13 protein-coding genes are annotated in these 13027 nt (G+C 61.9%); 2 read left to right on the top strand and 11 right to left on the bottom strand.

Going from position 1 to position 13027, the window contains the following annotated elements:
- Nucleotides 1-28: 28 nt before the first annotated feature.
- The gene (hglS, locus tag ACUN0G_RS26565) at nt 29-1396 is read left to right on the top strand and encodes a 2-oxoadipate dioxygenase/decarboxylase HglS (protein WP_445574743.1); all 1368 of its coding nucleotides are present in this window, start codon (nt 29-31) and stop codon (nt 1394-1396) included.
- 125 nt (nt 1397-1521) lie between these two features.
- On the opposite strand, the gene ACUN0G_RS26560 is transcribed toward hglS, so the two are convergent.
- Nucleotides 1522-1761, bottom strand: a complete 240-nt coding sequence (locus ACUN0G_RS26560; protein ID WP_445574742.1) for a DUF465 domain-containing protein — start codon at nt 1759-1761, stop codon at nt 1522-1524.
- A gap of 189 nt (nt 1762-1950) precedes the next feature.
- On the opposite strand from ACUN0G_RS26560, the gene tkt reads away from it, so the two are divergent.
- Entirely contained in the window at nt 1951-4017 is a 2067-nt protein-coding gene (gene tkt, locus ACUN0G_RS26555; RefSeq protein ID WP_445574741.1) for a transketolase, read from the top strand.
- 59 nt (nt 4018-4076) lie between these two features.
- Here tkt and ACUN0G_RS26550 read toward each other — a convergent pair whose 3' ends face one another.
- The 10 genes from ACUN0G_RS26550 to ACUN0G_RS26505 form a co-directional block, all read right to left on the bottom strand.
- Complete coding sequence (locus ACUN0G_RS26550; RefSeq protein ID WP_063031090.1) at nt 4077-4838, bottom strand: SDR family oxidoreductase; 762 nt, start codon at nt 4836-4838, stop codon at nt 4077-4079.
- 43 nt (nt 4839-4881) lie between these two features.
- Complete coding sequence (locus ACUN0G_RS26545) at nt 4882-5709, bottom strand: EamA family transporter (protein WP_421551379.1); 828 nt, start codon at nt 5707-5709, stop codon at nt 4882-4884.
- 75 nt (nt 5710-5784) lie between these two features.
- Nucleotides 5785-6690 carry a transcriptional regulator GcvA gene (gene gcvA / locus ACUN0G_RS26540; protein WP_445574740.1) on the bottom strand — a complete coding sequence of 302 codons (906 nt, stop codon included), beginning with the start codon at nt 6688-6690 and terminating at the stop codon, nt 5785-5787.
- 82 nt (nt 6691-6772) lie between these two features.
- Complete coding sequence (locus tag ACUN0G_RS26535; protein ID WP_258346537.1) at nt 6773-7141, bottom strand: SMI1/KNR4 family protein; 369 nt, start codon at nt 7139-7141, stop codon at nt 6773-6775.
- Between the two features lie 46 nt (nt 7142-7187).
- Nucleotides 7188-8021, bottom strand: coding sequence for a suppressor of fused domain protein (locus tag ACUN0G_RS26530; RefSeq protein WP_445574739.1), 834 nt, complete (start codon nt 8019-8021; stop codon nt 7188-7190).
- Between the two features lie 60 nt (nt 8022-8081).
- Nucleotides 8082-10139, bottom strand: coding sequence for a methyl-accepting chemotaxis protein (locus tag ACUN0G_RS26525; RefSeq protein WP_258346539.1), 2058 nt, complete (start codon nt 10137-10139; stop codon nt 8082-8084).
- A 272-nt stretch (nt 10140-10411) separates the two neighbouring features.
- Entirely contained in the window at nt 10412-10588 is a 177-nt protein-coding gene (locus ACUN0G_RS26520) for a hypothetical protein (protein WP_445575629.1), read from the bottom strand.
- Nucleotides 10585-11262, bottom strand: coding sequence for a DUF1028 domain-containing protein (locus ACUN0G_RS26515; RefSeq protein ID WP_445574738.1), 678 nt, complete (start codon nt 11260-11262; stop codon nt 10585-10587). Before ACUN0G_RS26515 ends, ACUN0G_RS26520 begins: the two co-directional genes overlap by 4 nt.
- A 27-nt stretch (nt 11263-11289) precedes the next feature.
- Nucleotides 11290-12021, bottom strand: coding sequence for a class II aldolase and adducin N-terminal domain-containing protein (locus ACUN0G_RS26510; protein WP_445574737.1), 732 nt, complete (start codon nt 12019-12021; stop codon nt 11290-11292).
- 160 nt (nt 12022-12181) lie between these two features.
- Nucleotides 12182-13015, bottom strand: a complete 834-nt coding sequence (locus tag ACUN0G_RS26505; protein WP_258346542.1) for an ABC transporter substrate-binding protein — start codon at nt 13013-13015, stop codon at nt 12182-12184.
- Between the last annotated feature and the right edge of the window lie 12 nt (nt 13016-13027).

The following is a 13027-nucleotide window of genomic DNA, read 5'->3' as shown; positions in this document are numbered from 1 at the left end:
CACCTCGACAGCCGCCAGGAATTTTTCTATGCCCACCGCCCGCCATGTCAGCCCTGACGACATTCGCAAAGGCTTCTCCAAAGCCATGTCCGACATGTACCGCGATGAAGTGCCGTTGTATGGCGCGCTGATGGAACTGGTGGCCGAAACCAACGCCCGCGTGCTCAACACCGACGCCGGGCTGGCGCACCAACTGCAGCGCACCGGGGAAATCCAGCGCCTGGACATGGAGCGCCACGGCGCCATCCGCCTGGGCACCGCCGAAGAATTGGCGACCATCAGCCGCCTGTTCGCGGTGATGGGCATGCAGCCGGTGGGCTATTACGACCTCACGCCCGCCGGGGTACCGGTGCACTCCACGGCCTTTCGCGCCGTGCATGAAAGCGCGCTGCAAACCAGCCCGTTCCGGGTGTTCACTTCCCTGCTGCGTCTGGAGCTGATCGAAAATCCTGAACTGCGCGCATTCGCCGAGTCAGCCCTGGCCAAGCGCTCGATTTTCACGCCGCGCGCCCTTGAGCTGATCCAACAGGCGGAAGCCGACGGCGGCCTCGACGCCGCCCATGCCGAAGCGTTTATCCAGCAAGCCCTGGAAACCTTCCGCTGGCACCACACCGCCACCGTCACCGCCGCGCAATACCAGCAACTGAGCGACCAGCACCGGCTGATCGCCGACGTGGTGGCCTTCAAGGGCCCGCACATCAACCACCTGACACCGCGCACCCTGGACATCGACCAGGTGCAGGCCGCGATGCCCGGCAAAGGCATCACCCCCAAGGCCGTGATCGAAGGCCCGCCCCGCCGCCAGTGCCCTATCCTGCTGCGCCAGACCAGCTTCAAGGCACTCGACGAGGCAATCGCCTTTACCGATGCCAAAGGCAGCCACAGCGCACGATTCGGCGAAATCGAACAACGTGGCGTGGCGCTGACCCCCAAGGGCCGCGCGCTGTATGACCAACTGCTGAATGCTGCACGGGATGAATTGGGCGCGTTTCCGAATGAGGCCAACGCCGGGCGCTATACCGAATTGATGGAGCAACACTTCCAGGCGTTCCCCGACAATCACCGCGAGATGCGCGAGCAGGAGCTGGCGTACTTCCGCTACTTCGTGACCGAGAAAGGCTTGGCCGCGCAGGACAAGGTTAAAACCCTGGACGAACTGATCGCCGCCGGCCACGTGGATGTGGAGCCATTGGTGTACGAGGATTTTCTGCCCGTGAGTGCGGCGGGGATTTTCCAGTCGAACCTGGGGGACGCGGCGCAGAGCCACTACGCCGCCAACTCCAACCAGGCCGAGTTTGAAAAAGCCCTGGGCCGCCAGACCATTGATGAGCTGAAGTTATACGGGGAAACCCAGCAGCGCTCGATTGACGAATGCACCCGCGCGCTGCTGGCTTGAAAGAGAGAGTTCGCCCGGCCACGGCGCATTCCATGCGCCGTCTAAGAGCCCCAGTGCCGGGCGAACGATTGGCATGATAGGCAGCGGCGGTGCTGCTGTCTTTCGGGCAATTCTGAACAAATATTTTACTTGGCTGCAGCTTTCTCCAACTGCTCGACGATGTTGTCTTTGATCAACAGGCGTTTCTTCTTCAGCTTCTCCAGCTCCTCGTCGCTGCCACTGGAGGACTCAAGCTCCAACACCGCCTTGTCGGCGCTGTCGTACTGGTGGAGCAGCGAATCCAGGTAGTTGTCGCCCGCCCTGCGCTGTTGAATGTCTTCCCTGGTGAAAGTCAGGTCCTGATACAGGTCGTGTTTCACTGGCATGGAGTACCTCCGCAAGTTGATCATTGACTGAATGCCCCTTGAAGCTAGCCCATCCGATGGGCTCTTGTCATGTCTGAGATCAACCTGTCGCGTTTGCGTCCCCGTTCGTCGCTGGGCAGACGATTTCATAAAACCTTTGGCCCACCCTGCCCTCCACTGTAGATCGTCACCCGATGGAGAACAGGTTCCATGAATCACGCTGCCAACGCTGTCGACACCCAGTGCATCAACACTATTCGTACCCTCGCCATGGACGCTGTGCAGAAGGCCAACTCCGGCCACCCCGGCACGCCCATGGGCCTGGCGCCCGTCGGTTACACCTTGTGGAGCCGCTTCCTGCGTTATCACCCCGAGCACCCCGACTGGCCTAACCGTGACCGTTTTGTATTGTCGGTGGGCCATGCCTCGATGCTGTTGTATTCGCTGTTGCACCTGGCGGGCGTGGTGGAGATTGACGCCCACGGCAAGCGCTCCGGCCAGCCGGCCATCAGCCTGGATGACATCAAGCAGTTCCGGCAGATGAGTTCCAAAACTCCCGGCCACCCCGAATACCGCATGACCACTGGCGTGGAAACCACCACCGGGCCTCTCGGCCAGGGGTGCGCCAACAGCGTCGGCATGGCCATGGCCGAGCGTTGGCTGGCCAAGCGTTTCAACCGCGACGGCCAGGTGCTGTTCGACTACAACGTCTACACCCTGTGCGGCGACGGCGACATGATGGAAGGCATCAGCAGCGAGGCCGCGTCCATCGCCGGGCACTTGAAGCTGGATAACCTGTGCTGGATCTACGACAACAATACCATCAGCATTGAAGGTCATACCGAACTGGCCTTCAGCGAAGACGTGATCAAGCGTTTCCAGGCCTATGGCTGGCACACCTTGCACGTCACCGATGCGAACAACCTGCTGGCCCTGAGCGACGCGCTGAGCACGTTCCAGAAAAACACTGGGGCACCGACGCTGATCGTGGTCGACAGCGTGATCGGCTATGGCTCGCCCCACAAGCACAACACCGCGTCGGCCCATGGCGAACCCTTGGGCGAAGAAGAAATCCGCCTGACCAAAGCCGCTTACGGCTGGCCTGAAGACTCAAGCTTCCTGGTGCCGGAGGAAGCGCGTACGGTCCTGCGGGATGCGCTGCTCAAGCGCAGCCAGCCGCTGTATGAGCAATGGACCGAAACCCTGGCCCACCTCGAACAGTACGAGCCGGAACTGGCCGATGAGCTGCGCCGCATGCGTGCGGGTGAGATGCCCGAGCATTGGCAGGAGCAACTGCCGAGCTTTGCCGCGGATGCCAAGGGCGTCGCCAGCCGTGCCGCCGGCGGCGAGGTGTTGAATGCGTTTGCCAAGCAGATCCCGTGGCTGCTGGGGGGCTCGGCAGACTTGTCGCCGTCCACCAAGACCAACCTGACGTTCGACGACGCCGGGCGCTTCAGCGCCGAGAACTACGGCGGGCGCAACCTGCACTTCGGTATTCGTGAACATGCCATGGGCGCGATTGCCAACGGCATGGCGCTGTCATACCTGCGGCCGTATACCTCGACCTTCCTGGTGTTCAGCGATTACATGAAGCCGCCGATTCGCCTCGCGGCAATCATGGAGCTGCCGGTGGTGTTCGTGTTTACCCATGACTCGATTGGTGTCGGCGAAGACGGCCCCACTCACCAGCCCATCGAACACCTGACCCAACTGCGGGCCACCCCGGGCTTGTTGACCCTGCGCCCAGGCGACGCAAATGAAACCCTGGAAGCCTGGAAGATCGCTCTGGCCCAGACCCACCGGCCGACCTGCGTGGTGCTGTCACGGCAGAATCTGCCGACCCTGGATCGCACGAAATACGCCGCAGCCTCGGGCACGTCCCGTGGTGCTTATGTGCTGGCCGGCGCCGAGAAGCCTCAGGTGATCCTGATGGCCACCGGCAGTGAAGTCAGCCTGGCAGTGGAGGCCTATGAGCAACTGAAGGCTGAAGGCGTGGCGGCGCAAGTGGTGTCGATGCCGAGCTGGGAATTGTTCGAAGAACAGGACCAGGCCTACCGCGACAGCGTGCTACCGCCAACGGTGAAGGCACGCCTGGTGGTGGAACAGGCCGGCCCGTTGGGTTGGGACCGCTACGTCGGGCAGACCGGGGCCAAGGTGGTGATGAACAGCTTTGGCGCCTCGGCACCCTTGGCCAAGTTGCAGGCCCAGTTCGGCTTTACCCTGGAGAATGTGGTGAAGCTGGCGAAGGAGCAGATCAAGCTCAACACCAGCGACTAGGTCGCAAGCAAGTCTGGCGCGGTATCTCGAGGGCAAGCCTCGGTGCCGCGCCCTCCTACTCACTTTCCGCCGGTGACATCCAGGAACGTACCTGTGATGAAGGACGCCTCGGCGCCTGCCAGCCACAGGATCGCCCGGGCCACTTCCTCAGGCTGACCGCCCCGCCCCATGGGGATCGAGTCTTTAACGCGATCAACCCGCCCCGGCTCTCCGCCGCTGGCGTGAATGTCGGTGTAGATATGCCCGGGGCGGATGCAGTTGACGCGTATTCCCTCCCTTGCAACTTCCTTGGCAAAGCCGATGGTGAAGGTCTCAAGCGCGCCTTTCGATGCGGCGTAGTCGACGTATTCGTTGGGGCTGCCAAGCCGCGCGGAGGCCGACGAGATATTGATCACAGAGCCGCCCCGCCCCTGGTGACGAAACGACATGCGCTTCACCGCTTGCTGGGCACACAGCATCGGCCCGATCGCATTGACCGCGAAAATCCGCTGCATGCGCTCGAACGCCAGGTCCTCGACCCGGGACTGCAACGCGTTGATCCCGGCGTTGTTAACCAGTACATCAATGCGCCCGAACGCCCGATCTATCGCGGCAAATAACTGAACGACCTGCTCCGGGTCTGCACTGTCTGCACGCACGGCCAACGCCCGGCGCCCCGCTGCTTCTACATCCGCCACTACCGCGAGGGCAGCAGACTCGTCGGAAACGAAGCTGATCGCCACGTCATAACCTTGTGCGGCAGCCAGCCGCGCGGTGGCGGCGCCAACGCCACGGCTTCCACCCGTTATCAGAATCAGCGGTGCCTGCGGGACGGTATCCATTGAGCGAACCTTCATGTGATGGTGGGAAATGCGTTATCTGTTCTCAGCCGATGAGCACGGTGCCGATGGCAATCACCACGCACGCCAATACCTTGCGCACCGTCAATGTCTCGCCGAGGAAGAAATAGCCAATTAGCGCCGCGAACAACACGCTGGTTTCGCGCAACGCCGACACCGCGCCCATGGGTGCACCGGCCATGGCGTAGATGATGATTCCGTAGGCCAGGAGCGACACCAGCCCGCCGCCAAACGCCGTGAAGAATCCGGGGCGCACGCTGAACAAACTCTTTGCCCCGCGCAGGCCGATATAGACCGCCGGCATCAACACGCCCCACAGGGCGCACATCCAGACCGTGTAGGCCATCGGGGCACCGGACAGGCGCGCACCTATCCCATCTGTCACGCTGTAAGCGGCAATGAAACACCCGGTGCCCAGGGCGTAGGGCAGGCTGGGAACGGCCAGGCGGCGGCCCCTGAACGCCAGTGAAATAATCCCGCCAGACACCAGGGCAATGCCCAGCAGCGAGCTGGCCGAAACGCTCTCCCCGGCAAACACCGCGGCGCCAAGGGTGATCAGCACCGGCGAGGAGCCCCGTGAAATCGGATAGGTTTGCCCCAGGTCGCCCACCTTGTAGCTGCGCACCAGGAACAGGTTGTAGCCAACATGCAGCACCGCTGACAGCACCACATAAAACCAGCTGGCTGGCGCGGGCGGCTCCAGGAACAACGCGATTGCGCCACTGGCGATGGCAACTGCCAGGCACATCACCGTCATCGACCAGAGCCGGTCGGCGCCGCCACGCAGCAGCGCATTCCAACTGGCGTGCAGTAAGGCGGCGAACAGGACCAAGAGAATGATGTGATAAGGCATGCGCCCATCCTAAGCAAACCGGCGCGTTAACTGAAACGAAGTCTCCTCATTGAAGAATGAGCAAATCCTCATGCCTTATTCGTAAGCCAGCCCGGCGTTTACCGCCTCCCGCATCAACCAATCACGAAAGCTGACGATGTGAGGCTGGGATTCGAGCCCTTTGGGGCACACAAAATAATAGGCGACCGGGGATGGGAACGGCACATCGAACAGCTTGACCAGGCTGCCGTCGCTCAACTCTGATTCCACATGCCCACTGCGCGCCAATGCGATGCCCTGGCCGAGCAAGGCGGCCTCGATCGTCATGTTGGTGTCCGGAAACCTGACACTCTCATTGAGTGGCGAAATCGCCAGCCCGACGTGCTGGAACCACACTTCCCACTTCGGCACCAGGTCGGCGCCGTCGCGCATCAGCAAGGGATAGCGCAGCAATTCGGCTGGCGTGTTTGGCCGGCCAAAGCGCTTCAACAGATCGGGGCTGGCCACCGGAAAAATCTGCTCGCGGAACAGGAACTCCGAGTAAAGCGCCGGGTAATTCCCATTGCCCAGGCGGATCGCAACATCAGCCTCCGCACTGGAGAAGTTGATGATCTTGTCGCTGGAGTCCAGCGTGACCAGTATCTCCGGATGCCGCTGGGCCAGGCTCGGCAAACGTGGCAGCAGCCATTTCAGCGCGAAGGAATAGGTGGTGCTGACCTTGAGCCGCACCCTGCCCTTTTGCTCCCGCAGGTCGGCGAGTGTCGCCTCAAGGTTCATGAAGAACTCGCGCACGATGGGCGCAAGGGCTGCGCCGGCAGGTGTCAGGCTGAGTGACTTACCCCGCTGGAACAGCTGCAATCCCCAGAGTTCTTCGAGGAGCTTGAGTTGATGGCTGACGGCACTTTGGGTGACATGCAGCTCTTGCGAAGCAGAGGTGAACGTGGTGTGCCGAGTCGCAACCTCAAAGGCACGCAATGTCGAGGTGGGTGGCAGGTCTCTCATGGCATTGCTTCCCGGGCGGGCAACCGTTTATGAGTCAGCACTCATGATAGAGCATTCCATTCACCCGTCGAAAGCTGCCCGTTTATTCACACGCCACGCATACCTGCTGGAACCACGCCGAAAAATTCGGCCAGCGCTCATTCGTCGGGCCATTGTGCGACCAATACCGAACCTGCCCTGTCTGCGACACGCAGAAGTAGTCGCCGTTTTCTTCAATGAACGGCAACCACTCCTTTGGCACCCCCATTTGGTTCCAGGCAACCTGGGCGATTTCGAACAAGTCCAGATGGCTCGTGCCCGGCAGGATCACGGCCGGCTCGAACGTCGCATTGGCCACATCGCTACCGCCCTTGAGGAACTCGATGTAGGCCGCAGGGAACGGGAAGTTCAGGTTGCTCGCGGCCTTCTCGATTTCAGCATCGGTTGGAATACGGAACGGATCGGAGATCATTGAAAAGGTCTCTGGCTCGTCGAATTGGAGAGCGCTTCTACCGGCCTCATACCACGCTGGCCCGACGAAGGCTGCTGGTGTGACCGACGCCTGCAGCCTTCAAGCGGCTGACCAGATCTTCCCGTGCTTCGCGCCCACCGGTGCGCACGTATTCCAGCTCGGACGCGGTGATCAATACCACGGGAACCAGCCTGACCGGGGACAGCGGCATGTCGTCCAGGCGGGTCGGGAAGTCCGGATCAGGGCCGCCCAACAGCACGCCCGTGGCATCGTCATCGGTGACGAACAGAGGCGGCAGTTGATCGCTCATGTGGTGCGACTGGCTGAACCCGGGCAGCTCCAGGGACAACACACCGTGGCGGTCCAGTTGATGGGTAATACCGCCCGCGTTCGCCACGGTTTTAGCGACGTGCTCGATCAGCTCAAACGCCCAGCTCTGCTTCAAAGGATCAATCTCCCCTAACACACCCCGGGCATGTTCGGGGATATCGGACGTTTCCAGGAACAGCTCCATTTCGAAACCATTGCCCAACCCCTCGGCATCATCGAAAGGGTCTGACATGCCGTCCGTGGCAAGCACGATGGCATGGTCCCGGCGAACCACCCGGTACGCCTGGCGGGTCGACGGCCAATCAGGCCCGCCGCTGAAACTCGGGCTGATGATGTACGAGAGCACGTCCCGCTCTACAGTGCCTACCGATTGCCAATGGCGATCCAGGCATTGCGCACTGGCCATGCACGCGGCGTGGTTCGCCGCTTCTGCTTCGGTCAGGTCATCGTAATTGAGCTTTTGTGCGGCGGTTTCGGGTGATGCCACGGGCTCGGGCGCCTGGGGCTCAGGCGTGTTGCGTGCGCCGAAAAGCATCTTGAAGAAATTCATCTGCGTTCCTTGCTGGACTGTAGGGAGCTGAATACCACAATTTGCCCCGCCAACACACCCTCAACCCAGCTGGAACCGCGCCGTGTTATCGCTCAATGCCCGACTGCCCTTGCTCAACACATCCGCCGCCTGATTCACCGCCCGCGCGCCATCGAGCAAGCGCCCTGCGGCCTGATCAACCTGCTGGATATTGCCGCTCACTTCATCCGCTGTCGCCGCCTGTTCTTCAACCGCCGTGGCGATCTGCGCCAGGGTGTCGGTGACGCTCTGTACCGCGCTGGCGATCTCACCCAGACGATGGCCCAAGCCCGTGACGGACTCGGCGTCGGTCACCGCCTGCTCACACGCCGCGCCCATCAGGGTGACCGCCTGGCTCACCGTCGCGCGCAAGCTGTCGACCGTGCCGGCGATCTGCGCCGTGGAAGCCTGGGTCCGTTGCGAGAGGCTGCGCACCTCATCGGCCACCACCGCAAAACCCCGGCCCTGCTCACCGGCCCGCGCAGCCTCAATGGCGGCGTTCAGCGCCAGCAGGTTTGTCTGCTCGGCGATGCCGCGAATGGTGTCGACCACCGACTGGATCTGCTGGCCCTGCTGGCTGACGCGCTCCAGCGCGTCGGAGGTGTCGGTCAGGCGCTGATTGAGTTGCTGGATACTGGCAGTGGTGCGTTGGCTGTCGCGGCTGCTGTCCTCGGCAATCTGCCGGGTTTTCTGCGCGCTGCCGGAGGCCTGCTCGCAGCTTTTGGCGACGCCCATGGAGGTCGCGGCCAACTGCGTGGCGGCGGCGGCAATCTGGCTGATTTGCTGTTGCTGGTCTTCCACTTCGGTGAGCGTGCTGCCCGATTGCGAATTGAGGGTCAGCACCGCAGAGCCGAGCTGCTGCGTTTCGTGGTTAACCCCCAACAGGCTGGTGCGCAACTGCACCACGGCGACGTTGAGCGCGGTGCTGATGGCGGCCAGTTCGTCACGCCCTTCCACCGCCACTTCCACGCACAGATTGCCGTCACGCAGGGATTCGGCCAGGGTGGTGATGCCGCTGGCGCTGCGGCGGATCGATGCCTGCAAGCACACGAACAGGTACAGGGCCGCCAGCGCCAGCACGCTGAACGTCACCGCCACCGGGATGAATTGCTTGAGCGAGCTGTTTCGGTAGTAAACCAGGCGCGCGTCCAGCGAGGTCAGCGATTGGCTACGCAACGCGCCCAGGGTACCGAGCATGCCGTCGACACTGCGTTCAAAGCCGCTGGTATCGACCTTGATGGTGCCGCCGAACACGCCCTCGTCCAGGGCTTTCAGCTCGCGGTCCAACAGTTGCACGCTGTCATCGTATTGCGCGATCCAGGGTTGCAGCCCAGGGTATTGCTTGGCCTTCAGGGACGCGGCGGCCTTGACCAACTGGTCCCGGGCATCGCCGATACGCCCGCGCAAATCACGCATCTGCAAACGGCTTTGCAGGGTGAACTGGCCCGATGCGATGGACGACTGCCCGACGCTCGCCATGCGCCCGATACGCTCGATCAGGTCAGGTGTTTGCTGGGTGGAAATCTGCATCAGCAAATAGGTTTCAAGCCACGGGTCGAGGATCAAACCGGTGTCCATGGTGATCTGCTCGCGCAGGGTTTGCATCGCGCTCAATGCAGACGTGAAGCGGTCGTAGCCGTCCGGCCACCACCCCACGGTGCGCAGGGCTTGGGAGTCCATGCCGGTGACCGAAGCCTTTAGTGCTTCGAAGCGTGCGAGGGTATCAGCGCTGGCGTTCTGGGCTTTCAGAGCCTCACCCAAGGCCTGCACGCTTTGCAGGATCAGCGGGAAATTGGTGTCCACGGCCGTCATTGCGGCTTTGGCGGCGGGGGTCTGGTCGTGGAGGATGTCGGCGGCTTTCCAGCGTGCGGCCAGGTTGCGCTGGGCGGTCAGCTGCGCGTCCAGGGCATCCAGGGCCAACAGTTCGCGCACGCCGGATTGCTCATTGGAAATCACCGTCTGTTTGGTGCGGTACTCCTGCGCGATCATCCACAAGCTGCCCGCCAGGGGCAGCATAAACAGGAAAAACAGGATCTGGAACTTGCGCGCGAATCCAAAACGTCCGAGCAGGCGGATTCCTGGCGACAAAATACTTTGCATGTCCGACAACTCCTAGAACCACTCGCATCAACCGCGAATCAAGCGTTGAAATGACTGACGGCAAAGTGCCATGTCATTGATTAAGCTGGCTCAAGCAAGAAACGGACCGCTGGTGGCAGGCCCGCAGATATGCGGGGCGTCGTTCAAAAAACGCGGTGCCGTGCGCGAAAATGGGGCGAAAGCACTCAGCGCCGGTGGCAGAACGGTAACCGTCTGACCAATACCGCAAGCGTGAGGGCAGACGACAACCTGTGGCGAGGGAGCTTGCTGAATCAGGATTGCCGACTGGCAATCACCAACACCCTCTCCAGCCTCCGGTCACAGGGCTCAGGCTGCGCAATGCTGATGAACTCGTCAGGCTTGTGCCCTTGGTCCGGCGCCAGGTTCGATTCGCGGCGGGTGGTGTCGAAGCTGACCCGTTGCGCCAGCAGGTCACGACTGCGGCTCATCGATCATCTCCCGGCACCGCGTAGCCCGGCGCGCTTTGCGGGTTGATGGCGCGCTCGATGTAGTCCTGCATTTGCCCGCGATAGGCCTGCCAGAGTTGCTCGAGGGCGCCGATCGGGTCCACGTCGGCCCAGTCCACCCGCAGGTTGACGATGGGCCACAGGTGATCACCGACCACCACCATTGCGGCGGAATGCACCGGCCCCGCTTCGCCACCTCCGGCTACACCTGCCTGCATGGCGGCGAGCAGTCGGTCGGCGAGGTGGCCGGGCGTGTCTTCGAAGGCGCGCACCATGGCTTCGATCACATCGGTATTCGCCAGCATGTTTCCTGCTGCCACACATTGCTCGCCACTGACCGCGTGGTGGATACCCAGGGTCTGCGCGCCACTGAAGTGCGCGGTTCTGCCGGCGTTATCAATCGCGGTCACCTGGCGATATTCGCTGTGGCTTTGCGGTGTGAGTACCGCGGCCAGTGCGTCACTTGGCGCCATGCCTTGGGCCAGCAGGTCCAGGGTCTGGGGGCCGAGTGCCGGCAAGGTGATGTTCTGCGACGCCACCGCGCCCACACCCGCGCGCAGCCACGGGCAACGTGCGCCCACGGCAATGCTCGACGAGCTGATAGCGATACCCATCTGGCCGGTTTCGGCACAGCGGGCGACAACCGAAAAGGTCATGGGAAATCCTGCCTGTGAGGGATCAAATCAGTCGAGCAACGAAGGGTCGGCATCGATCATCAGTTGCTTCATTTCTTCAAAATGCTGCTGCGAGAAGTCCGTGATGCCTTCCCAACCCCGCGCTGTTTTCTCGGCCACTTCGTCAGACAGTATCCGCAGCGGTTGGCCGGTAGACCAGGCCGTCACCAGGATCTGGCAGGCGCGTTCCAGGGTCCAGATATCGTCGAATGCCTCACCGATGGAAGCGGCCGTGACCATCACTCCATGGTTGCCCATGAGCAGGCGGCGTTTACCGTCCAGCAACCCGGCCAGGCGCTCGCCTTCGGCCTCGGTGTCGGCCATGCCGCCGTACAGTTCGTCCACCGCCACACGATTGAAATAGCGCGCGGTGTTCTGGTCGATCGCCGGGATGTGCGGCTTGGCCAGGCAAGCGACGGCCGTGGTGTAGACCGGGTGCAGGTGCAGCACCGCGCGGGTTTGCGGCAGCAAGCGGTGAATCTGCCCATGGATCGACCAGGCAGTGGCGTCCACGTCCGGATGGTCAACGCCGGACGCATCGTCGGCATTCAGCAACAACAAGTCACTGGCGCGGATACGCGAGAAGTGCTTCCACTTCGGGTTGAGCAAAAATTGTTTGCCATCCGCCGACACCGCCGCGCTGAAATGGTTGGCCACCGCCTCATGCATGCCCAGGTGCGCAACGATGCGGAAGGTCGCCGCCAGGTCGATGCGCGTTTGCTCTTCATGTGATAACGCCATGTAGCTTTCTCCGCAGGGCCAGTACCCCATAATCTGTGGCGAGCGAGCTTGCTCGCGCTGGGGTGCGAAGCGGCCCAAAAAGCAGGACTGCTACGCAGTCCAACGCGAGCAAGGCCGCTCGCCACAGGTAAGGTGTGTTCCTTAAGTGAGCAGTGTTGGGTCAGGACTTCGGCATCAGCTCGGCGATGTCGGCATCGGTAGGCGCCTGGAAGTTGTATTTCTTGAGCAAGGCCGCGTATTCAGGGGTGGCGCTGAACTTCTTGATGCCTTCGATCAAGGCGTTCTTGACCTCATCGTTGCCTTTCTTCACGCCGAAGCCGTTCAGCACCGGGTAGATCAAGGTGTCGGAAGAAATCACCACACGGCCGCCGAGTTTCTCGACCGCGCCACGGGCAACGGCCGCGTCAGTGATCTGCGCTTCAACCGCATGGGCCAACAAGGCTTGGGTGGTTTGCGGGTCGGTGCTGTATTCGCTGATCGCGATCGGCTTCAGGCCTTTCTTCACACAGTACTCATCCGACAGCTTGTGCATCTGCGCCAGCCAGGACGTGGCGCCCATGGAACCGATCTTGTGGCCGCAGAACTCTTCCGGGGTCTTGGGCTGGAAGTCGCTGCCCTTGAGGGTAAGGATCGATTCGCCGCTTTTGAGATAAGGAATCATGTCGATGACTTTCACCCGTTCGGCGGTGATGTACATGGACGAGTTGGTCACATCGAAACGCCCCGCCTGCAAGCCGGTGATCAGGTTGGGAAAGCGCGTGTCGAGGGTCTCGACGGTGCGGCCCATGGTCTTGGCCAGGCCGTCCATGAATTCAATATCAAAGCCGGCGGGCTTGTTGTTATCCATGTACTCATAGGGAAAGAAGGTCACATCGGAACCGGCGACAATCTTCCCGTCTTTCTGGAAGGCCGAAGCCGCCAACGACGTCATTGCAACCGCAGCGCCCAGCAGGCACACGGCAATAGGGCGAGCAATCGAGTGAAACGCTGTCATGGTAGTACCCTG

The organism is Pseudomonas sp. 32A (genome assembly GCF_052682255.1).
Note: the sequence above shows the minus strand (reverse complement) of the source record. Positions and strands in the feature narration are given on the sequence as shown.

Excerpts from the sequence above, each read along its gene's own strand:
- hglS (WP_445574743.1), top strand. The coding sequence starts at position 29 with ATGCCCACCGCCCGCCATGTCAGCCCTGACGACATTCGCAAAGGCTTC.
- ACUN0G_RS26560 (WP_445574742.1), bottom strand. The coding sequence starts at position 1,761 with ATGCCAGTGAAACACGACCTGTATCAGGACCTGACTTTCACCAGGGAA.
- tkt (WP_445574741.1), top strand. The coding sequence starts at position 1,951 with ATGAATCACGCTGCCAACGCTGTCGACACCCAGTGCATCAACACTATT.
- ACUN0G_RS26550 (WP_063031090.1), bottom strand. The coding sequence starts at position 4,838 with ATGGATACCGTCCCGCAGGCACCGCTGATTCTGATAACGGGTGGAAGC.
- ACUN0G_RS26545 (WP_421551379.1), bottom strand. The coding sequence starts at position 5,709 with ATGCCTTATCACATCATTCTCTTGGTCCTGTTCGCCGCCTTACTGCAC.
- gcvA (WP_445574740.1), bottom strand. The coding sequence starts at position 6,690 with ATGAGAGACCTGCCACCCACCTCGACATTGCGTGCCTTTGAGGTTGCG.
- ACUN0G_RS26535 (WP_258346537.1), bottom strand. The coding sequence starts at position 7,141 with ATGATCTCCGATCCGTTCCGTATTCCAACCGATGCTGAAATCGAGAAG.
- ACUN0G_RS26530 (WP_445574739.1), bottom strand. The coding sequence starts at position 8,021 with ATGAATTTCTTCAAGATGCTTTTCGGCGCACGCAACACGCCTGAGCCC.
- ACUN0G_RS26525 (WP_258346539.1), bottom strand. The coding sequence starts at position 10,139 with ATGCAAAGTATTTTGTCGCCAGGAATCCGCCTGCTCGGACGTTTTGGA.
- ACUN0G_RS26520 (WP_445575629.1), bottom strand. The coding sequence starts at position 10,588 with ATGAGCCGCAGTCGTGACCTGCTGGCGCAACGGGTCAGCTTCGACACC.
- ACUN0G_RS26515 (WP_445574738.1), bottom strand. The coding sequence starts at position 11,262 with ATGACCTTTTCGGTTGTCGCCCGCTGTGCCGAAACCGGCCAGATGGGT.
- ACUN0G_RS26510 (WP_445574737.1), bottom strand. The coding sequence starts at position 12,021 with ATGGCGTTATCACATGAAGAGCAAACGCGCATCGACCTGGCGGCGACC.
- ACUN0G_RS26505 (WP_258346542.1), bottom strand. The coding sequence starts at position 13,015 with ATGACAGCGTTTCACTCGATTGCTCGCCCTATTGCCGTGTGCCTGCTG.